This is a genomic window from Rasiella sp. SM2506 (genome assembly GCF_050859505.1).
In the GTDB taxonomy this organism is placed as follows: Bacteria; Bacteroidota; Bacteroidia; order Flavobacteriales; family Flavobacteriaceae; genus Marinirhabdus.
In genome coordinates this window covers 2261551-2282465 of the sequence record NZ_CP193934.1, presented here as the reverse complement: position 1 = coordinate 2282465, position 20915 = coordinate 2261551, and the positions used below count along the sequence as shown (strand labels likewise).

Here is a 20915-nt window from a genome sequence, read left to right as displayed (position 1 = left end):
ATTTTAATAGCTTAATTCGCCATAAAGTCCAATAGCAAATTCTGGAAATGTGGCCAAATCGTTATGCTTACCACCTTTTATTTGTATCATTTTTCGAAAATCTTCTGGAAACACTTTAAATAGTTTTTCTCCAGATTTAAATGGAACCACCCCATCTTCAGTACCATGTATAATTGTAACCCTAGAGGTGACGCCATTCACAAAATCTCCTGTATTAAAATTATATTTTAATAGCTTTTCGGCTGGCAAATAGGGGTATCGAATTTTTAAAACATCGGTCAAACTATAAAATGGCGATTCTAAAATCAGTTTTCGGGGTTTATTTTTAGAAGCCACATACGTTGCAAATGTGGCTCCCAAAGATCTACCATAGACAGTTGTTTGTGATTCTGGAAATAATTCATTTGCTTTCTTATAAAAAACTAGGGCGTCTTGGTACATGGCTAGTTCGCTACGTTTTCCTGTGCTTTTTCCATATCCACGGTAGTCTAACATAATTACATTAAAATTATGTTGCGTAAATTGAGAAGCGATGGCTCCCCATTTGGATAAATTATGGGCATTTCCATGAAAATATACGACCAACCCCTTAGGCGTATCAACTTTAAAATAGAGTGCATTTAAGCGGGCTCCATCTTGGGTATCTATAAATAGTTCTTCAAAGGTAACGTTAGTTGCTAATGAAGGAAAATTATAGGTGTAATCCTGATCTAAATCTTTAGGAAGGAAAATAAATTTTTCTTGAAACAAATACAGGCCTCCAATGGTAAGTGAACAAATTATAAGAATAGCAAGTAGAAATTTTAAAAAATTTTTCATTTTCTTCAACTATTAAGCCCTTTTTGCAGAATGTTTCACCCTAAAACTGGTGGTAGATAAATCTATTTTTTCTTCCTCAAAATTAATAATCTGTTTTAACATATCGTGATACGATTCAAAATTATTTAAGTTTTTATGACCGCCATCTATAACTGGCCATAGTCGCGTTCGGGAGGAATTAATCTTAGATAATTTCACACTACTCTTAAAAGGAATTAGCGTATCATTTGTACCGTGAATAATATGAATAGGACAGGTTACATATTGTAGCCATTTATAGGTAGGCATAGGATATTTCAGCAAAATAGAAAGTGGCATAAAAGCTATATAACGACCTGTTACTTTCAATAAACTATAATAAGGAGCATCCAGGATAAGCATTTTAGGATGGTTCATTGAAGCCAATTTTGTAGCAAAACCAGAACCTAAAGACCTTCCATATAAAACGATATATTCTTCGGGGACACGTTCCTTTATTGCATCGTACACATACTGCAGGTCTTTTTTTAAATTTTCCTGAGTTCGCTTCCCAATACTTTTACCAAAGCCACGATAATCTACCATAATTACATCGTAGCCGTGACGTGTAAAGTCTACAGCAAACTTACCCCAGCCCTTCATACTTTTACTATTCCCCTTGAGATAAAGCACCACACCGCGTGATCTTTTAGCTTTAAAATGAAGTCCGTTTATAGTAGCTCCATCCTCTGTTGTAAGATTGTACTCTTCGACTTCTTGATTTTCATAATTAAATATAAAGTTTTTTGGAAGTTTCTCTGGTTTAAACAAAAAATAGTCCTGCAAATAATATAATAACACGCTAATTGCTATGTAAACAGCAATAACCCAAATAGTAATATGTACCCAGTATGGCATCATACTAAGGTACAAAAAATCTGAAGCGGGTATATATAATGATGATTTTAAGTTAATTTATATTAAAACCGTATCATAAACCTAGATTTTAGCAAAGGGTTGTCAATGCATTAGGACGAGTTAACAACCCTACTATGTACATTTGTTTTGTATTAATTATAAAAATAAAAACATCATGAAAAAGATAATGATAATAGCTGCTTTGGCGATTTTTTCAACAGGAATTGCACAAAACACAAACGAAAATGAAGTGAAAACCGTAAAAAAAACTGTTATTACAGATAATGATGGTGAAAACGTAACCTCTAAAACGGTTAAGACAAAAATAAAAGAAGATTTGGCATTAGGAAAAAGAGTTTCTAATCAGAATTTTAATACTATTATGTCACCTGCAACTGTAACTACAGATATAGATTATAATTATAATGGTCTTTCTTACAGATTTGTACCAGAAAACAAAGGGTATTCTATTGTAGATAGAAAAAACGATAATGTAAAAGTAGCGAGATTATATCCTACTTCACAAAAAGGGTATTATATCTATACGCAAGAAGATACTAGTTCTTTTGGATATTTTAACGCAGACGGAGATTTTGTAGTTGAAAGTTATGACCCGGATAATGATGGTGTGATGAATTACGTCTATAAAATTAAAATTGATGAAAACACCAAAAATAAAATGAAAAAGGACAAAATGAAAATGAAGAAAGATAAGATGAAATAATTTTTGTCCCCCGCACACTATGTGCTGTTCAGAGATATTGTTGAACACAATTTAGAACAGCACCCAAATAAAGAAGCATTCACAGTAGTGAATGCTTCTTTTTTTTTGAACAGGATAGTTTCTTCCAAAGTATTTTTCTTTATATATCTACAAAAAAACCGCTACACAATGGTAGCGGTTTAAGTTGTCTTTAAAAATTGTATGTTATTTGTGATGCATAAATGCTTGTTTGCCCAATAAGACTTCTTCTGTCTCTACATTATCTTCATCTGGGACGCAACAATCTACCGGACATACCGCGGCACATTGAGGTTCTTCGTGAAATCCTTTACATTCTGTACACTTATCTGCCACAATGTAATAAATCTCATCGCTCACAGGTTCCTGTGTTTCATTAGCATCTACAGCTTTACCGTTAGGTAAAACTACGCTTCCGTCTAAATCGGTTCCATCTGCATAGCGCCAATCGTCTGCGCCTTCATAAATTGCGGTGTTAGGGCATTCTGGCTCACATGCACCACAGTTAATACATTCGTCTGTTATTATAATTGCCATAGGGAATTTCTTTTTCTAACTTTGCACAAATTTAATGCCTAACACTCGCAACTCCAAACAATGATGCAATTACAACAAAGAATTAACGCGTTTGTTCAATTAGGTATGTTTTTATCGCAGTTTGCTGAGGAAACACCGCTAAAAAATCCATCAGTTCTTTACAACGATGTTTTTTTTGCTGAAATGCAAGATGTTTTACAACTAGCTAAAATAAAAAACATGTGGTTTACAGTCGACAACCTTCAATATACGTGCAAAAATTGGGGTAATGCGCTATCCGTATCCAATATAGAGAACTGGCTTTCAGTATATAAAATTTCTGAAATACCTTCAGAAAAAAGAGTGGCTATTGTTATGGCGGGAAACATTCCGTTAGTAGGCTTTCATGACTTTATGTGCGTATTGCTGTCGGGATATTCGGTTTTGGGGAAACTATCATCCAATGATACGATATTGCTTCCGTTTTTGACTAAATACCTTATGACCGTTGAGCCTTTGTTTGAAAGTAAAATTGAACTGACTACTGAAAAACTAGAAGATTTTGATGCCGTTATCGCCACAGGAAGTGATAATACTGCTCTGTATTTTAAACATTACTTTGGAAAATATCCCAACATAATTCGAAAAAACCGAAACAGTATTGCCATTATCACAGGAAAAGAAACACCACAACAAATGGAAGCCTTGGCCGATGATATTTTCAGGTATTTTGGATTAGGTTGCCGGAATGTTTCAAAAATATATGTTCCCAAGGATTACAAGTGGGATCATTTTTTTAATGGAATGTTCGCCTGGAAAGATGTCATTAATAACCATAAATACATTAATAATTACGATTATAACAAAGCGGTGTATCTTATGAGTTTAGTAAAATTACTGGACAATGAATTTATGATATTAAAGGAAGACACAGGCTTCTCCTCTCCTATTTCGGTAGTTTTTTATGAAACCTACAGCAATCTAAACGAATTAACTAAAACGTTGAATTCAGTAACAGAAAAAATTCAATGTATCATTTCACAAAAACATATTCCTTTTGGTGACGCGCAGGAGCCAAACCTATCAGATTATGCAGATGGTGTGGATACTATGGAGTTCTTGCTGAGCTTATAAAATTCCACGACGCATTCTAACCCTAAAGGATAATTACACCTAAATTAAAATTCAACAAATGAAAGTATCACAAACCAATTAACTAATTCCCTAATTAACGAATACACTACTCATAAAGTTATCAATTATTTAACGCCCAATCCACTACCTTTTTTTAATCTTTGCAACTCCATAAAATAACCACCATGAAAAAACATAATTTTAGCGCAGGTCCTTGTATTTTGGCACCTACCGTTCTTGAAAAAGCAGCGGCAGCAGTAAAGAACTTTGACAACCTTGATCTTTCTCTTTTAGAAATTTCTCACCGAAGTAAGTCCTTTGTAGCCGTAATGGATCGTGCTACAGATTTGGCACTAGAACTCCTTGGATTACAGGACAAAGGTTATAAAGCCCTCTTTTTACAGGGTGGAGCTAGTTTAGAATTTTTGATGGTAGCGTATAATTTACTGGAAAAAAAAGCAGCATATCTTAATACAGGAACTTGGTCGGACAAGGCAATTAAAGAAGCCAAGCTATTTGGTGAAGTGGTTGAAGTTGGTTCCAGTAAAGCCGCTAATTTTAATTACATTCCTAAAGATTATACTGTTCCTGACGATGTAGATTACTTCCATTGTACAAGCAACAACACCATTTTTGGCACACAAATGAAGTCGTTTCCAGAAGTTTCGGTACCACTCATTTGTGATATGAGTAGCGATATCTTTTCACGGGTGCTGGATTTTTCAAAATTTGATTTAATCTATGCCGGAGCTCAAAAAAATATGGGACCCGCAGGAACTACATTGGTGGTTGTTAAGGAAGCTATTTTAGGAAAAGTTTCGAGACAAATACCCTCTATGCTAGATTACAGGATTCATATAAGCAAAGAAAGTATGTTTAATACCCCAGCGGTATTTCCTGTGTATGTTTCTATGTTAACCTTGGAATGGCTAAAAGAACACGGCGGTGTTGCTGCCATTGAAAAACTGAATACTGAAAAAGCACAACTAATCTACAATGAAATTGACCGAAATGCTCTTTTTACAGGATTTGTAGCCAATAAAGAAGATCGTTCTGCAATGAACGCAACCTTCAACTTAGTTGATGATGCACATAAAGAAAATTTTGATGTATTGTGGAACAAGGCAGGAATCAGTGGCTTAAATGGTCACCGAAGCGTAGGGGGCTATAGAGCTTCTATGTACAACGCATTACCTCTCGAGAGTGTCCAAGTACTTGTAAAAGCAATGCAGGAGTTGGAGAAGAATGCGTAGTTTAGAGTTTAGAGTTTAGAGTTTAGAGAAAATAAATAATAATAGAAATAGAGTCTGCTCTTGCAGATGAAATAAATAATATATGAAGGTTTTAGCAAACGACGGAATATCACAAAGCGGAATTGACGCCCTAAAAGAGGGAGGTTTTGAAGTAATCACTACAAAAGTAGCCCAGGAGCAACTTATTAATTTTATCAATGAAAATAACATAGACGTTATCTTGGTGCGGAGCGCAACCACAGTTCGTAAAGATATGATTGATGCGTGCCCTAGCCTAAAAATAATAGGTCGTGGCGGTGTAGGTATGGACAACATAGATGTGGAATACGCTCGGAAAAAAGGATTGCATGTAATTAATACACCTGCCGCTTCTTCATCTTCTGTGGCCGAATTGGTATTTGCTCATTTGTTTAGTGGTGTTCGTTTTTTACACGATGCGAATAGAAATATGCCGCTGGATGGGGATTCAAAATTTAAAGATCTCAAGAAAAATTACGCCAAAGGAACCGAGCTACGAGGAAAAACCCTTGGAATAATTGGTTTTGGACGTATTGGTCGTGAGGTAGCAAAAATTGCTTTGGGATGTGGTATGAAAGTAATTGCCAGCGATAAGTATGTAGGTGAAGCCGATATCACCTTAGATTTTTATGATGGGCAGCAAGTAACATTAAAAATTAAAACCGCGCCTGTTGATGAACTTATTCAGCATAGCGATTTTATCACCTTACACGTTCCAGCTCAAAAAGAATATGTGATTGGAAAAGCACAAATTGAAAAAATGAAAGACGGTGCTGCTATTATCAACGCAGCCCGTGGTGGCGTGTTAGATGAGGTAGCCTTAATAGATGCTTTGGATGCAAAAAAAATAGCATTTGCAGGACTTGATACTTTTGAAAATGAACCCACTCCAGCCATTAGAGTTTTAATGAATGGAAAAATATCTTTAAGTCCGCATATTGGAGCCGCAACAAATGAAGCCCAAGATAGAATTGGTACCGAACTAGCAGAACAGATTATTGGTATCTTAAAGCCTGTTTCAAATTAATTAGTATAACTTACAATTCAATTTTAAAAATGTACATATGTCAGGTATCTTAGACTTACTTAATAGCAATTTAGGAAAACAAATTATTGGTGGAGTGAGCCAAGAAACCAATCAGCCAGCAGATAAAACTGCTTCTGTAATTTCTATGGCAATGCCATTACTTATGGGCGCCATGAAGCGTAATGCAAATTCTCAAGAAGGAGCAGATGGATTAATGGGTGCTTTAGACAATAAGCACGATGGAAGCATTTTGGACAATTTAGGCGGCTTTTTTGGCGGTGGTGTAAACGAAGATGCTAAACAAGACGGATTGGGTATTTTAGGACATGTTTTAGGTGGTTCACAAAATAACGTGGTTGGTGCACTCTCTAAAAAATCTGGTATGGATACCGATAGTGTGATGCGGGTTTTAACAGTAGTAGCACCAATTGTTTTAGGATATTTAGGAAAAGAGAAAAAACAACAAAATGTATCAGATCAGAGTGGTATTGGCGGACTGTTAGGAGGATTGCTTGGTGGTGGTGGTGGCCAGCAAGAAGCACCAAAACAACAATCCTTAATCGAGTCAATTCTTGACGGTGACAATGATGGTAGCGTCATTGACGATATCGCAGGAATGGTACTAGGAGGCAATAAAGGCGGCGGCGGTCTTTTAGGAGGTTTCTTCGGAAAATAAATTTTATTAAAAACTATAAGAAACGCTCCACCCCTCAGGGTATGGAGCATTTTTTTTTGTTAAATGAAGTTAAAACCACCCTTTTAAAACGGCTTATTTGTAAATTTATAAATTATGAAAAAAGTAGCTTTAGTCGTATTATTTCTGGCAACGTTAATAGGTTGTACCGTTTCCCAGACCTCCACCATGGGCTCTGAAACAAATGGCGATAAATATGAAGAAAAGCCTGTTCGTATTGCCAATGACAGCTTAGAATATGAAATTATTATTACAGATATTGGTTTCCCTCGCTTTTTAAACACCCAGCCTCCCGAAGATTATTACGATATAAACTACCTGGAACGTAGAAATAATTTTTTTGTGGCAGAATATAACCGTCGTGTATTAGACAATCGCTACACCCGAGACCTTTATCCGCAACGTATAGATTACGATTTTTCGTTGCATTATGGTAAAGAAGTAAATTACCTTTTGTTTCAGTATTTTAGATACTTTTCAAGAGAATACAATCAAAATTTTCCAGGACTTAGAAATTGAAAAAATTAAAACAACGCTGGAATATCACCTCCAATTGGCAACTAACAATAATTTTTATTGTATTTGCCCTCACTGGCAGTACAGCTGCTAAATTTGCTGGTCCACTAACCGAAGCTGTTGGCCTCACAAAAGAGGCAGGCTGGTATATTTACTGGCCCGTGAGGATTTTAATAATTTTCCCCATCTATCAAGTACTTTTAGTATTATTTGGATGGCTATTTGGAGAATATCCCTTTTTCTATACCTTTGAAAAAAAAATGTTGCGAAGCATTAAATTAGGTTTTCTGCTGAAAGATTGAATGAAACAACTAAAACACATAACAACTCCTTTTTTTGCACAATTACTTGTGCTGGCTATCGTGTTTCCATCTATTGTTCAGTTTACCCATATTTTTCAAGATCACGAACATACTTTCTGTGGCAATGTTGAAACACATTTACACGAACAAAAATTAGATTGCCAGTTAGATCACTTTCAGGTTATCAGTTATAATTTTATTCCTCAAATAGATTTTGTAAGCTTTCCTCCCGAAGCATATTTTACGGTTGAAATTCTCACAGCGACCGCTCTTTATAACTCGTTAAAACAAACATATTCTCTCCGCGGTCCGCCGTCTCTACTTGTTACTTCAGTTTAACTACATTTTTTCTTAACTGAAACCTTTACAGGTTTTAAAACAACAAGTACATGAAAAATTTTATAACGCTGTGCACACTATGCACGGCACTGTGCGTAAATGCGCAATCTATATTTAAAGGAACAGTTACCAACCAGAATAATAAACCCATTTTAGCAACAGTATACCTTCCACAGTTACAAATTGGCACTGCTACAGATCTAGACGGAAACTTTCAAATTTCAAATCTACCCAGCGGAACCTTTAAAATTGTGTATTCCTCTTTGGGGTATGCAACGCTTTCAACAAAAATAAGTTTTCAGGAAGGAAATACTATTTCAGAAAATACCACGCTTCAGGAAAGCGCTGTAGAAATGGAAGAAATAGTCATTTCTACACCCTTTCATAAATTACAAAGTGATAATGTGATGCGGGTAGAACGGGTAACAGCTTCGGAAATAAAAAAACAAGGGGCACTAACCTTATCCCAGGGTATCACCAATATTCCCGGCGTTTCATCCATCACTACTGGTGTTGGAATAGGCAAACCTGTAATAAGAGGCTTAAGCGCCAATCGTGTTGCCACCTTTGCGCAAGGCGTTCGGTTGGAGAATCAGCAATTTGGTGATGAACATGGGCTAGGTCTTTCGGCAAATGGTATTGAGAGTATTGAGGTTATTAAAGGCCCTGCTTCCTTATTATATGGAAGTGATGCCTTAGGAGGAGTTCTTTATATTAATCCTGAAAATTTTGCAGAAAGAAACTCCGTCCGGGGTGACGCATCAATTGGATACGCAACAAATACCGAAGGCAAAACAGGTGATTTTGGCGTAAAGCAGTCTGGAGAACGCTTCAAATTTTTAGTGAGAGGAGGATATGCTACTCATGCCGATTATAAAACAGGCGATACCTTGCGCGTAACAAATACGCGTTTTAATGAAACCGACTTAAAAACAGGGTTGCGCTATCAAGGTGATCAACTTCAAACAACATTGCGGTACAACTTCAACCAAAGTAATATTGGAATTCCTGAAGAACTAGGCGTTCAAAATACCGAAAGAAACTTATTGGCACCGTTTCAGCAAATTGATAACCATATTCTGAGTTTGGAGAACAATCTGCTTTTTAACAATTCTTCTTTAAACATAAAAGCAGGCTATTTGTTTAACAATCGCAGGGAATTCGAAGAAGTAGACGAGCTAGCTATAGGCATACATCTAAATACGTTTAATTATAACCTTCAGTATCACTTGCCGGATTTTGGCAATTTTGAAACCATTGTTGGTGTTCAGGGAATGTATCAACAAAACGAAAACTACGGGGAAGAAATTTTAATCCCCGATGCCACAACCACAGACTATGGCCTCTTTGCCACAACGCACTATCACTTAGAAAATATAGATCTGCAAGGAGGGTTGCGCATTGACACCCGTTCTATTGAAAGTCTCGCCGCTAGAAATGAAGGAGATGATGATTTTATCACTCCAATCGATGTTGATTTTTCAAGTATTACCGCAGCCTTAGGAGCCAAATTTGATATAAGTGAACAATGGCTAGCACGAGTAAATGTAGCGAAAGGGTACAGAGCGCCCAATCTTGCCGAACTTACTTCAAACGGTGTTCACGAAGGCACAAATCGTTATGAAGTTGGTAATGCTGGCTTAACAGAGGAGCAAAATCTTCAGGCAGATATCTCCATCGCTTTTCGGAATGAGCATTTTGAGTTTTTCGGAAATGGATTTTATAATATGATATCAGATTATATTTTTATTAATCCAACAACAGACTTTATAGATAACAATCAAGTTTTTAATTACTTCCAGACGGATGCCAATTTGTATGGTGGTGAAGTTGGATTGCATATTCACCCACACCCCTTAGATTGGCTGCATATTGAAAGTACTTTTGAAACTGTAACTGGCGATTTAAAAGACGGTGGTTCTCTCCCACTTATTCCTGCAAATACTTTAAAAAATACGCTACGAGTTGAGTTTAAAGATGGAAAATTGATGAAAGGCTCTCAATTGTTTGCTACATATCAAAACACATTTGCTCAAAACAATGTAAGTACTTTTGAGACTACCACGAAAGGCTATAATCTATTAAGTTTGGGTGCAAGCACCAGTTTTAATCTCAATAAAATAGCGCTTGATTTGGGCGTAAACGTAACTAATTTAACGGATGAAGTGTATATAAACCATTTGTCACGATTAAAAGTAGATGGAATTTCTAATATTGGAAGAAACGTAAATATGAATCTTAGAGCTTCATTTTAGATTGAAGTTTCAGTGTGAGCGCAATCGAAGATAATACCCCTGGCACTTTAAACAACTTTGATTAAGCATCATTTGAAAGCAGGATATATCCTGAATTATAAATCTATAGTATAAAAAAATGCCTTCAAGATTAAATCCTGAAGGCATTTCTAAATTTTTAAATTTAACTAATCTACAATTTCCACCTCAATAGTTTGTGGCACAGGATCTTTTTTACCTTGCCATACGTAGGTATATAACCACATTAGGGTAAAGGTTGGTATAAAGTCTGTAATGGGTAATATTTCTTCAATAAATACAACTACCGAAGCTATTTTTCCTTGTTCGCCAGAGTACATATCGCTCATTTTTTTTGCGGCAAACGGAGCCCAAAGTATATCGAGAAAAGGGCCAACCACAGGAATTGCCATGGAAACCATCCCAATGGCATCAAATAAGATTCCTTTTTTTAGATTAGATATTTTTGTGTTTTTCATTGCTGTTGTGTTATAAATTCTATACATAATAACGCAAGAAAGATGCCATAAATTGCAACGTCTATTAAGACAAATTGCTCGTAATCAGTTTTAAAAACTCATTACGGGTTTCTATTTTTTCAAACTGTCCACGGAAACCTGAAGTTGTGGTAACACTATTTTGCTTTTGCACACCACGCATCATCATACACATATGGCTAGCTTCTATTACAACAGCCACTCCTTTTGGTTTTAGGGTAGTATTAATGCATTCTAAAATATCGTGTGTTAAACGTTCTTGTACTTGTAAGCGTCTAGCAAACACGTCTACAACCCGTGGAATTTTACTCAGCCCTACAATGTGACCATTTGGGATATAAGCAATATGTGCTTTTCCAAAAAATGGCAAAATGTGGTGTTCGCAAAGAGAGTATAGTTCAATGTCTTTTACTACAACCATATCGTTATAATCTTCCGCAAACATAGCTCCTTTTAGGATGGCTGCAGGATCTTCGCAATGCCCAGAGGTAAGAAACTGCATTGCTTTGGCTGCACGTTCGGGGGTTTTTACAATACCCTCTCTTTCAACATCTTCTCCAATTCCTTTCAGAATTTCTGAAAAATTAGCGGCTAATTTTTCAGTTACTTCAGTATTGTATTCTTCTGTGTTTTTATAGCTTGCCATGTATGCTTATTTCAATTTATCTGAGTAATATTTGTTTATTTTCTTCACCTTCGGATCAATAATGAATTGACAGTACGGCTGGCTTTTATTATTGTTGTAATATTCATGATGGTCTACTTCAGCAACATAAAAAATATCCAGCGCTGTTACTTCGGTTACAATATCATTTTCAAATACATTTCCCTTTTCAAGTAAAGATATCATATTTTCAGCGGCCTTTTTCTGAGCATCTGTAGTATAAAAAATAGCACTTCTGTATTGTGTTCCCCTATCGTTTTGTTGTTGATTTAAAGTAGTTGGATCGTGGGTGGCAAAATAGATTTCAAGTAATTCATCAATTGTAATTTCGCTAGGGTTATAGGTAACCTCTATACCTTCTGCATGTCCTGTACGACCCTGACAAACTTCACGATAGGCAGGGTTTTTAATAGCGCCTCCTGTATAGCCCGGAACCACTTTTTCTACGCCTTTAATGCGCTGAAAAACGGCTTCGGTACACCAAAAACAACCTGCGGCAAATATAATTTTTTCGGTAGTATCCTTCATAACTACAAAGTTAGAGTTTAAGAATTTGGCTTAACAAAATATAGCTTTTTTTAACTTTTTGTTAGGAAGCCTAGAATTGGTAGAGAGTTAGTTTTGTGAATTGTTCCTGAATTTTCTTTGACAAAACTATCATCTTATTCTTTATAGTCTCCCATGTGTAGGTTTTATTACAGTTATCTTTTTTTTATTTTGGGCCTCACCTTGGCTTCAGCCCAAGAAGTACTTACGCCAGACAATAAAAACAGAAAAGTTTTACACGCCCAACGCATTACCGAAAGCCCTACTATTGATGGAGATTTAAGCGACTTGATTTGGCAAAATATTACTCCTTCCGGGAATTTTAACATGTTTCAGCCAGGAAATGAAGGAGTTATCCCTGCTGATTTTCAAAGTGAAGTAAAAATCGCATACAACGATAAAGCAGTCTATGTTGCTGCCTATTTATACGATCCCAATCCTGAAAAAATCTTTAAACAATTCTCTCAGCGGGACGATGTTTTTGTACAAGCAGACCGCTTAGCTGTAGCCATTAATACCTACAATGATGGTCTTAACGAAACTCGATTTTACGTAACCAGCGCTGGAGCCATAGGAGATTCCCGAGTAAGTAGTAACAACCAGGATTTTGGATACAACGTGGTATTTTCCTGCCAGATTTCTTACGATGAAAAAGGCTGGTATGCAGAGTTTGAAATCCCTTACAATGCCTTACGATTTCCCGAAAAAGAAGTTCAAAACTGGAGCATAAATTTCTACCGCGAAATTAAAACCAGAAACGAAACACACACATGGAGCTTTATAAATAACAGTATTGGTAAAGAAACGCAATACAATGGTAAAGTAGTTGGCGTAAGAGATATTGATCCTCCCGTCCGACTTACATTTTTCCCATTTGCGCAAGGGGTAGTAACTACTATTGGTGATGAAACAGAAACCAACCTTAGTGCTGGCTTAGATATAAAATACGGACTTAGCGATAGTTTTACACTGGATGCTACGCTAATTCCAGATTTTGGTCAAGCAGCTTTTGATAATGTCACTCTTAACCTTGGCCCATTTGAGCAAACTTTTGGTGAGAACAGGCAGTTTTTTTCTGAAGGTACCGAGCTCTTTAATAAAGGAGGCATATTCTTCTCCAGAAGAATTGGGAACGCACCCAGTGGTAGATTAGATATAGAAGGCCGAGAAAAAGTACTGGAAAATCCTAGCCGTGTAAAATTATTAAACGCTATAAAAGTTTCTGGCCGCACCGAAAACAACTTAGGAATAGGTGTATTAAATACAATTACGGGCGAAACAAAAGCTATAATTAAAGATACACTTACTGGTACTTTTCGGGAAGTAGTTTTAGAACCAATTGCTAACTATAACGTAGCGGTCTTGGACCAACAATTTAACGACAACTCTTCTATCTCATTAGTTAATACCAATGTAACACGTGATGGTAGTTTTAGAGATGCAAATGTTTCAGCCTTAGCGTTTGATGTGGCAGATAGTGGCAATAGATTCCGAACCTCTGGTCGTGCTATTGTGAGCAACGTAAACCAAAGTGACGGTTTCAAAACAGGTTTTCGTTCGGAGTTGGATGTATTCAGAATTAAAGGAAATTTCAGGTATCGGGTAGGGCATGATTTTGCAAATAAAACATTCGACATTAACGATTTAGGTGTAAATTTTACTAACAACTACAATAATTTTGTGGCGGGTGTCTCGTACGAGATTTTTGAGCCTACTGAAGTCTTTAACAGGTACCGATTCTCCCTCACTGCCAGACATAGGAGGTTGTACAAGCCTAGTATCCAAACCCGCAACGATTATAGCTTTGATACCTTCTTTGCCACTGTAAAACGCTTTGCTTTTGGGATTAATGGAAGTTACAATACAAAAGACAATGACTATTTTGAACCCCGTGTAGCTGGAAAATTTGTGATTTTTCCAGCCAATTTAGGAGGACGTGCCTTTGTATCCTCAGATTTCAGAAAGAAATTTGCCTACGATATTGGTGTTGGTGGTAGAGCTGCTTTTAACAATCCAAGGAGGTCTTTCTTTGTGGATGTTTCACCACGCTATCGATTCTCGAACCGGTTTGCGATGATACTAAGTTCAGAATTCACTGTAAATAATGATGTTTTTGGATATATTGACAATACAGAGGAAGACGTATTCTTTGGCCAACGGGATATAAAGAGTATTGAAAACAAACTTACTGCGAGTTATAATTTTGATCCTTTTAAAGCGATTGACTTACGTTTTCGTAATTTTTGGAGCACGGCAGACTATAGCGACGATATCTTTTTTATATTGAATGACGACGGAACGAAGGATGTAACAGCGTATGATATTTCAGAAAACGACCCCAACACCAACTTTAATATCTGGAATCTGGACTTGAGCTTTAGATGGCGTTTTGCCCCTGGCAGCGAGGCTTCCCTACTCTATCGCAATCAGATTTTTAATATTAGTAAAATGTCACAATTAGGGTATTCCAAAAGTTTACAAAACCTTTTTAATCAAGATAAACAAAACACCGTATCGCTACGAGTGACTTATTTTATAGATTACAATAATGTAAAAGACGTGTTCAATAAAAAAGCGTAGGTTGCTTTTACTATAAATACGTACTTTCGTAAAAATTAAAACCAAGTGATTACTGCACACAATATTCATAAATATTACGAAGATCTGCATGTGCTGAAAGGCGTAGATTTACACATTAAGAAATCTGAAATTGTCTCTATTGTAGGAGCTTCCGGAGCTGGAAAAACTACACTTCTTCAAATTTTGGGAACACTAGATCATTTTTCTGAAGGCGAATTAAAAATAAACAATACCGCAATTTCAACCTTAAGCCGAAAGGAATTAGCGGCCTTTAGAAATGCGTCGTTAGGATTTATTTTTCAGTTTCATCAACTGTTACCAGAATTTACGGCACTTGAAAATATTTGCATTCCTGCATTCATTAAAAAAACACCTAAGGCTGAAGCTGAAAAAAGGGCTAAAGAATTACTCAAATTTTTAGGACTTTCTCACCGTGAAAGCCATAAACCCAACGAACTTTCTGGAGGGGAACAACAACGTGTGGCAGTAGCCAGAGCTCTCATTAACAACCCAGACATTGTATTAGCAGATGAGCCTAGCGGAAATCTAGATACTGAAAGCGCAGAAAATCTTCACAATCTTTTCTTCCAATTGCGAGATGAATTTGGACAAACCTTCGTGATTGTAACCCACAATGAAGAACTAGCTGAAATGGCAGATAGGAAGTTGGTGATGCAGGACGGGGTGATTGTTAGTGGCAGTTGAATAGTTTAGAGTTTAGAGAAAAAAATATTAATACATTCCCACTAATTTCTTCGAGAAAATAAATAAATAATAGCCTATAGCGCTTGCTTAATGTGAAATAAACAATATGAATAAAAAGGAACTCAAAGAATTTTTGGACGAAAAGGTTTTACAGTACAACCGTCCAGAATTTATTGAGAGTGACCCTATCCAGATTCCGCATCAATTCAGCAAAAAAGAAGATGTGGAAATTTCAGCATTTTTAACGGCTACCATCGCCTGGGGAAATAGAAAAAGTATTTTAAACAACAGCAAAAAACTAATGAATTTGCTGGATAATTCGCCTTATGATTTTGTGATGCATGCTTCTGAAGAAGATCTGGATTCGCTTTCAGGTTTTGTGCATAGAACATTTAACGGAGGAGATCTTCAATATTTTATAAAAGCACTTCGGCATATATATACATCTGGCGACGGTTTGGAAGCAATTTTTTCTGAACACAGTACGTCAATATCAACCCAAGGAGCGATTTCGGCATTTAAAAAAGAGTTTTTCAGCCTGCCGCATCTTCCGCGTACACAAAAACATGTGAGTGACCCCTTAAAAAATTCTGCAGCTAAGAGAATTAATATGTTTTTACGATGGATGGTCCGCGATACCACTACGGGTGTAGATTTAGGGATCTGGAAGCGTATTCATACAAGTGCGCTAAGTTGCCCATTGGATGTGCACAGTGGCAATGTAGCCAGAAAACTAAAGTTATTACACCGCAAACAAAATGACGGAAAGGCGCTTGCAGAATTAGATATAGCACTACGAAAATTAGACTCACAAGATCCTGTAAAATACGACTTTGCACTTTTCGGGCTAGGTGTGTTTGAACGTTTTTAGAGTAATTGTTAGCGTTTTAAACATCAAACGTTAATATTATCATAAAATGAATTACCTTAGCTGTCCTAATTCAATCGAAATTCTATCACCTAATTAAGAGTTTCAACTATGATACCACCCATAATACCTCATAACGAACAAAACCGTCTGGCTGCGCTACGAAGCTATGGTATTTCATATACCCATAAAGAAGAAGAGTACGACCAGATAACAAATCTTGCTACACATATTTCAGAAATGCCAATATCACTTATCTCATTTGTTGAAGAGAATGATGTTTGGTTTAAATCTACCCAAGGAATGGATATTTGTAGTGGTGATCGTAATGTCTCATTTTGTAGTTATGCTGTAGGAGAGGATCATCCTGTTTTTGTAGTGAACGATACAAAAAAGGACGACACATTTAAGAACCATCCGTATGCAAAGTTAGCCGAAAACCCCATTGCTTTTTATGCCGGCATTTGTTTGGTAGATAAGGACGGTTATAAATTAGGAACCTTATGTGTTATAGACAACAAGCCTAACAAACTTTCGGAAAAACAGGTAGAAGGACTTAAAAAATTAGCAAGACAAACAGTTAAACTCATTGAGTTACACAGCGCCAATCATATTTTAAGAAATATCCACATAGATCTAGAAGCCAAAAACAATGAGCTTAAAAATTTTGCCGGAGTAGTTTCTCATGATATGAAAATGCCCCTGGCAAACATTATTTTAACAACCGATATTCTAAAAGCGAAATATGCTAGCCAGCTAGATGAGAAAGCCATAGGGTATTTAACGTATCTTAAACAAAGTTCCTTTACATTAAGCGATTATATTACCGGACTTTTAAATCACTACGAAAGCGACAAGTTAGCCGAAGAAGGCAAAGAAAATTTTGATAGTCAACAATTATTAGAAGAAATTATCGAGTTGCTAAACATAAATATGAACTGTGACATTAATCTCCCAGAAAATAATTTGGAATTATATGGCAACCGTGCTGCCTTGGAACAAATTTTTATGAATCTGATAGGCAACAGTTTGAAATATAACGATAAGGAAAAAATCGTGATCGATATTGAAGCTGAAGAAATGACGGACAGTTACTTTTTTAAAGTTTCGGACAATGGTATGGGAATCCCTAAAGATAAGCAAGCGAAACTATTCGATTTGTTTTCAACCGTGGGTACTATGGACCGGAATGGACAAAAAGGAAGCGGTATTGGACTTTCTACAGTAAAAAAGCTGATCACCAATCTTGGAGGAATAATTACAGTTGTCTCACGACCAAATATTGGTACCTCTTTTGAATTTTCTTTAAAAAAATAAAATACAATTCAAATATATTTACAGACTGTCGTGACTGAAAAGACGTTTGTGTTATTAACAAATTTTGCACCCAATCCCCTTATGATTGCCCCAACACATCCTTCTAATGAAAAAGAACGTTTAGAAGAAGTAAAATCTTACAGTCTTTTAGATACACTTCCAGAGCAGGAATACGACGATATTACAGAACTAATTGCTGGCGTATGTGATACTCCTATTGCCTTAGTTACACTTCTGGACACAGATAGAAACTTCTTGAAATCGCACCACGGTGTACCTTTTAACGAATCTCCAAGAGACATTTCTTTTTGTGGCCACGCCATTTTAGAACCTGAAGATATCTTTATTGTTGAAGATGCACGATTAGACATCCGTTTTGCAGATAATCCTGTTGTAAAAGAACATAATGCAATTTTTTATGCAGGAGCACCTTTACGCACACAACAAGGATATCCTTTAGGAACCCTCTGTATTTTTGACACTAAACCCAGAAAACTTACAGAAAAGCAAAAACTTATCATTGTCGCTATGGCAAAGCAGGTGATAAAATTATTCGAACTCCACAGAAGTAATATCTTATTAAAAAATAACAAACTTCTTTTAGAACAACGAAATCAGGATTTAAAGAATTTTGCAGGTTTGGTATCTCACGATCTTAAATCGCCATTAGGCAACATTACCTCTTTAGCAAAATTATTGCGGGAAGAATACAATTCTAAATTTGACCAACAAGGAATACAATATCTAGATTATATTGAAGAATCTTCACTTACTCTAAATAAGTATATAGACGGTATGCTGGGGTATTATAAGAGTGACGACTTACTTTCTGAAAGAAAAAAAGAAATACCTCTTCAATCAATTTATGAAGAAATAGAAGATATACTTTTTGTAGACAATGCAGAATTTAGACATCCAAAGGATACTATTTCCATTAAAGTAAACCAACCAGCTCTCCTGCAAATTTTTATTAACTTAGTAGGCAATGCACTTAAATACAATCATAACAAAGTACCTTTTATAACTTCTACATTTGCTGAAACTGACACCCATTATCAATTTACCGTGCAAGATAATGGCATTGGGATTGATACAGAAAAGCAGGAAATTATATTTCAGTTATTTAAGACGATAGGTAAAAAAGATAAATACGGTGAAAAAGGCTCTGGCATTGGGCTTGCGACAGTTTTAAACCTTGTTACAAAACTAGGGGGAACCATTTCGTTAGATTCAGAATTAGAAAAAGGAACTACTTTTACCTTTACTATAAAGAAATAGCGATTTTTCCAAAGCATTTTTTATCTTTGGGCAATCTTAATATAGCATGCAGTTTAAACACCCAGAACTTCTCTACGCACTATTTTTACTGCTCATCCCTATTTTTATTCACCTTTTTCAGTTACGTAAGTTTCAGAAGGTAGCCTTTACCAATGTAGCTTTTCTTAAAAAAGTAAACATACAAACTCGTAAAAGTTCCAAGCTAAAAAAATGGCTTACACTTTTGCTTAGATTGTTTGCACTAGCCTGCATTATCCTGGCTTTTGCACAACCTTTTACAGCTTCTAAAACTGCGTTACATACCCAAAAAGAAACGGTTGTATATATAGACAATAGTTTTAGTATGCAGGCAAAAGGCGCCAATGGTCCACTTCTTCAACGTGCCATACAACAATTGTATGCACAGGCATCCGGAAACGAAAAAATTAGCTGGCTTACCAATTCACAAACACAAAGAAATGCAAGCCTTCAGGATTTTAAGGCAGCGCTATTGGATATTCCTTATAGTGCTAACCAATTAGCTGCGGAAGAGGTTTTACTGAAAGCCAACCAATTATTTTCTAAAGACGAAGGCGCGAACAAACGTTTGCTATGGGTTTCAGACTTTCAAGCAACCGAAACATTTCCGGAAGTACCGAATGATATTTCGGTAGAAGCCGTACAATTAAGACCTGAAACCTATACTAACATAAGCATCGACACTGTGTATGTTGCATCCAAGAATGCTACTTCAACAAAATTGAATGTGGTAGTTTCAGCACAAGGAGAGGTTGCATCTTCCGTTCCGGTTTCCTTGTTTAATGGTGCCTCCCTAACGGCAAAGTCTGCTGTGGATTTTTCAGAAAAACAAAAAAACACCCTTACTTTCGATATTGAAGATGTTGAAACATTTAAAGGTAAATTGAGCATTGAAGATCCTAACCTTACGTATGATAATTCGTTATATTTCAGTATAAACACTGCGAAAAAAATTAAAGTGCTTTCTATTTCTGGAGCTAATTCTGTTTTTTTGCAGCGTATTTTTGAAAACCCCGAATTTGAATATAGTATCCAGACAGATAAAAGTGCCGATTACAATGCATTCACCGAACAAAATTTTATCATTCTTAATGAAGTAGTTTCCATTCCAGCATCGCTACGCACGGCGCTAAAAGATTTTGTAGACAAAGGTGGAAGCTTGTTTGTAATCCCTTCAGAAAAAGCAGAAATAGCAGAGTACAATGCATTAATGGCTGTACTAGGAACTGGCACGTATGGCGAAATAGTAAACCAAGAAAAGAAAATAACGCAAATTGTTTTCTCTCATCCCTTGTACAAAGAGGTTTTTGAAAAGCAAGTGGTTAATTTCCAATATCCCAAAGTAAACAGCTACATTAGCTACAACACCAACGCAACAACGGTGTTGAAGTTTGAAGATGGAAGTCCGTTTATCACACAAAGCGGTAGTGTTTTCACCAGCGCTGCGCCATTTAATACCGAAAACAGTAATTTCAAAAATTCGCCACTTATTGTACCTACGCTTTATAATATGGCACAACAAAGTTTACCGCTTACCAAATTGTATTATACCGCTGGAAAAACGAATACCTTTGCTGTACCTGTAAAATTGATTCAGGATGAAATCCTTACTCTTAAAGACAGTGTTTCCAGCTTCGTGCCACTTCAGCAAACAAAAGCGACCCATGTTGTGATAATGACTGCTGAAGAACCAGCAAATGCGGGAATATTTCAGATTAAAAATAAAGAGCAATATATAGAGGATATAAGCTACAATTACAACCGTAACGAAAGTACGTTGCAATATTTGAACATTGCAGATTGGAATGGTGTACGCAGCTACAACAGTATTGAATCACTTTTTGACACCTTAAGCGAAGAAAACAGCATCAACAGCTTTTGGAAATGGTTTGTTATTTTTGCCTTACTGTTCTTACTCCTCGAAATGCTAGTATTGAAATTTTACAAACAATAA

21 protein-coding genes are annotated in these 20915 nt (G+C 36.2%); 15 read left to right on the top strand and 6 right to left on the bottom strand.

Annotated features, from left to right (window positions below):
- Positions 1–3 precede the first annotated feature (3 nt).
- Together ACQ2HF_RS10310 and ACQ2HF_RS10305 are read right to left on the bottom strand one after the other, a co-directional pair.
- Entirely contained in the window at positions 4–819 is an 816-nt protein-coding gene (locus ACQ2HF_RS10310) for an alpha/beta hydrolase (RefSeq protein ID WP_432410344.1), read from the bottom strand.
- 12 nt (positions 820–831) lie between these two features.
- Positions 832–1698, bottom strand: a complete 867-nt coding sequence (locus ACQ2HF_RS10305; RefSeq protein ID WP_432410343.1) for an alpha/beta hydrolase — start codon at positions 1696–1698, stop codon at positions 832–834.
- 172 nt (positions 1699–1870) lie between these two features.
- Between ACQ2HF_RS10305 and ACQ2HF_RS10300 the strand changes: the two genes are divergently transcribed.
- On the top strand, positions 1871–2419 hold the full coding sequence (locus ACQ2HF_RS10300) for a hypothetical protein (RefSeq protein ID WP_432410342.1): 549 nt from the start codon (positions 1871–1873) through the stop codon (positions 2417–2419).
- Between the two features lie 204 nt (positions 2420–2623).
- On the opposite strand, the gene ACQ2HF_RS10295 is transcribed toward ACQ2HF_RS10300, so the two are convergent.
- Positions 2624–2974, bottom strand: coding sequence for a 4Fe-4S binding protein (locus ACQ2HF_RS10295; protein WP_432410341.1), 351 nt, complete (start codon positions 2972–2974; stop codon positions 2624–2626).
- Positions 2975–3034: 60 nt separating this feature from the next.
- Between ACQ2HF_RS10295 and ACQ2HF_RS10290 the strand changes: the two genes are divergently transcribed.
- The 8 genes from ACQ2HF_RS10290 (at position 3035) to ACQ2HF_RS10255 (ending at position 10491) form a co-directional block, all read left to right on the top strand.
- Entirely contained in the window at positions 3035–4087 is a 1053-nt protein-coding gene (locus ACQ2HF_RS10290; protein ID WP_432410340.1) for an acyl-CoA reductase, read from the top strand.
- Between the two features lie 185 nt (positions 4088–4272).
- On the top strand, positions 4273–5340 hold the full coding sequence (gene serC, locus ACQ2HF_RS10285; protein WP_432410339.1) for a 3-phosphoserine/phosphohydroxythreonine transaminase: 1068 nt from the start codon (positions 4273–4275) through the stop codon (positions 5338–5340).
- A gap of 82 nt (positions 5341–5422) precedes the next feature.
- On the top strand, positions 5423–6385 hold the full coding sequence (locus ACQ2HF_RS10280; RefSeq protein WP_432410338.1) for a D-2-hydroxyacid dehydrogenase: 963 nt from the start codon (positions 5423–5425) through the stop codon (positions 6383–6385).
- Between the two features lie 37 nt (positions 6386–6422).
- A complete protein-coding gene (locus tag ACQ2HF_RS10275) occupies positions 6423–7061 on the top strand; it encodes a DUF937 domain-containing protein (protein WP_432410337.1) in 639 nt (212 codons plus the stop codon).
- Positions 7062–7175: 114 nt separating this feature from the next.
- A complete protein-coding gene (locus ACQ2HF_RS10270; RefSeq protein ID WP_432410336.1) occupies positions 7176–7598 on the top strand; it encodes a DUF6146 family protein in 423 nt (140 codons plus the stop codon).
- Complete coding sequence (locus ACQ2HF_RS10265; RefSeq protein ID WP_432410335.1) at positions 7595–7897, top strand: DUF6787 family protein; 303 nt, start codon at positions 7595–7597, stop codon at positions 7895–7897. Before ACQ2HF_RS10270 ends, ACQ2HF_RS10265 begins: the two co-directional genes overlap by 4 nt.
- Entirely contained in the window at positions 7898–8236 is a 339-nt protein-coding gene (locus ACQ2HF_RS10260; RefSeq protein WP_432410334.1) for a hypothetical protein, read from the top strand.
- A 50-nt stretch (positions 8237–8286) separates the two neighbouring features.
- Complete coding sequence (locus tag ACQ2HF_RS10255) at positions 8287–10491, top strand: TonB-dependent receptor (protein WP_432410333.1); 2205 nt, start codon at positions 8287–8289, stop codon at positions 10489–10491.
- 167 nt (positions 10492–10658) lie between these two features.
- Here the strand turns inward: ACQ2HF_RS10255 and ACQ2HF_RS10250 are convergent, their stop codons facing one another.
- The 3 genes from ACQ2HF_RS10250 to msrA all read right to left on the bottom strand — a co-directional run bounded on the left by ACQ2HF_RS10250 (position 10659) and on the right by msrA (position 12177).
- Positions 10659–10967, bottom strand: a complete 309-nt coding sequence (locus tag ACQ2HF_RS10250; RefSeq protein WP_432410332.1) for a hypothetical protein — start codon at positions 10965–10967, stop codon at positions 10659–10661.
- Between the two features lie 64 nt (positions 10968–11031).
- Positions 11032–11631 carry a GTP cyclohydrolase I FolE gene (folE, locus tag ACQ2HF_RS10245; protein ID WP_432410331.1) on the bottom strand — a complete coding sequence of 200 codons (600 nt, stop codon included), beginning with the start codon at positions 11629–11631 and terminating at the stop codon, positions 11032–11034.
- A 6-nt stretch (positions 11632–11637) separates the two neighbouring features.
- Entirely contained in the window at positions 11638–12177 is a 540-nt protein-coding gene (msrA, locus tag ACQ2HF_RS10240) for a peptide-methionine (S)-S-oxide reductase MsrA (protein ID WP_432410330.1), read from the bottom strand.
- 201 nt (positions 12178–12378) lie between these two features.
- Here msrA and ACQ2HF_RS10235 point away from each other — a divergent pair, with 201 nt between their 5' ends.
- The 6 genes from ACQ2HF_RS10235 to ACQ2HF_RS10210 all read left to right on the top strand — a co-directional run bounded on the left by ACQ2HF_RS10235 (position 12379) and on the right by ACQ2HF_RS10210 (position 20915).
- Positions 12379–14775, top strand: coding sequence for a DUF5916 domain-containing protein (locus ACQ2HF_RS10235; protein WP_432410329.1), 2397 nt, complete (start codon positions 12379–12381; stop codon positions 14773–14775).
- Positions 14776–14820: 45 nt separating this feature from the next.
- Positions 14821–15480 (top strand): ABC transporter ATP-binding protein, encoded by a 660-nt coding sequence (locus ACQ2HF_RS10230; protein ID WP_432410328.1) that lies wholly within the window; start codon positions 14821–14823, stop codon positions 15478–15480.
- A gap of 106 nt (positions 15481–15586) precedes the next feature.
- The gene (locus tag ACQ2HF_RS10225) at positions 15587–16351 is read left to right on the top strand and encodes a TIGR02757 family protein (RefSeq protein ID WP_432410327.1); all 765 of its coding nucleotides are present in this window, start codon (positions 15587–15589) and stop codon (positions 16349–16351) included.
- Positions 16352–16459: 108 nt separating this feature from the next.
- On the top strand, positions 16460–17665 hold the full coding sequence (locus ACQ2HF_RS10220) for a sensor histidine kinase (protein WP_432410326.1): 1206 nt from the start codon (positions 16460–16462) through the stop codon (positions 17663–17665).
- 48 nt (positions 17666–17713) lie between these two features.
- Complete coding sequence (locus ACQ2HF_RS10215) at positions 17714–18943, top strand: sensor histidine kinase (RefSeq protein WP_432410325.1); 1230 nt, start codon at positions 17714–17716, stop codon at positions 18941–18943.
- 46 nt (positions 18944–18989) lie between these two features.
- The gene (locus ACQ2HF_RS10210) at positions 18990–20915 is read left to right on the top strand and encodes a BatA domain-containing protein (protein WP_432410324.1); all 1926 of its coding nucleotides are present in this window, start codon (positions 18990–18992) and stop codon (positions 20913–20915) included.

Coding starts and splice junctions, on each gene's coding strand:
- ACQ2HF_RS10310 (WP_432410344.1), bottom strand. CDS start 819: ATGAAAAATTTTTTAAAATTTCTACTTGCTATTCTTATAATTTGTTCA.
- ACQ2HF_RS10305 (WP_432410343.1), bottom strand. CDS start 1,698: ATGATGCCATACTGGGTACATATTACTATTTGGGTTATTGCTGTTTAC.
- ACQ2HF_RS10300 (WP_432410342.1), top strand. CDS start 1,871: ATGAAAAAGATAATGATAATAGCTGCTTTGGCGATTTTTTCAACAGGA.
- ACQ2HF_RS10295 (WP_432410341.1), bottom strand. CDS start 2,974: ATGGCAATTATAATAACAGACGAATGTATTAACTGTGGTGCATGTGAG.
- ACQ2HF_RS10290 (WP_432410340.1), top strand. CDS start 3,035: ATGATGCAATTACAACAAAGAATTAACGCGTTTGTTCAATTAGGTATG.
- serC (WP_432410339.1), top strand. CDS start 4,273: ATGAAAAAACATAATTTTAGCGCAGGTCCTTGTATTTTGGCACCTACC.
- ACQ2HF_RS10280 (WP_432410338.1), top strand. CDS start 5,423: ATGAAGGTTTTAGCAAACGACGGAATATCACAAAGCGGAATTGACGCC.
- ACQ2HF_RS10275 (WP_432410337.1), top strand. CDS start 6,423: ATGTCAGGTATCTTAGACTTACTTAATAGCAATTTAGGAAAACAAATT.
- ACQ2HF_RS10270 (WP_432410336.1), top strand. CDS start 7,176: ATGAAAAAAGTAGCTTTAGTCGTATTATTTCTGGCAACGTTAATAGGT.
- ACQ2HF_RS10260 (WP_432410334.1), top strand. CDS start 7,898: ATGAAACAACTAAAACACATAACAACTCCTTTTTTTGCACAATTACTT.
- ACQ2HF_RS10255 (WP_432410333.1), top strand. CDS start 8,287: ATGAAAAATTTTATAACGCTGTGCACACTATGCACGGCACTGTGCGTA.
- ACQ2HF_RS10250 (WP_432410332.1), bottom strand. CDS start 10,967: ATGAAAAACACAAAAATATCTAATCTAAAAAAAGGAATCTTATTTGAT.
- folE (WP_432410331.1), bottom strand. CDS start 11,631: ATGGCAAGCTATAAAAACACAGAAGAATACAATACTGAAGTAACTGAA.
- msrA (WP_432410330.1), bottom strand. CDS start 12,177: ATGAAGGATACTACCGAAAAAATTATATTTGCCGCAGGTTGTTTTTGG.
- ACQ2HF_RS10225 (WP_432410327.1), top strand. CDS start 15,587: ATGAATAAAAAGGAACTCAAAGAATTTTTGGACGAAAAGGTTTTACAG.
- ACQ2HF_RS10220 (WP_432410326.1), top strand. CDS start 16,460: ATGATACCACCCATAATACCTCATAACGAACAAAACCGTCTGGCTGCG.
- ACQ2HF_RS10210 (WP_432410324.1), top strand. CDS start 18,990: ATGCAGTTTAAACACCCAGAACTTCTCTACGCACTATTTTTACTGCTC.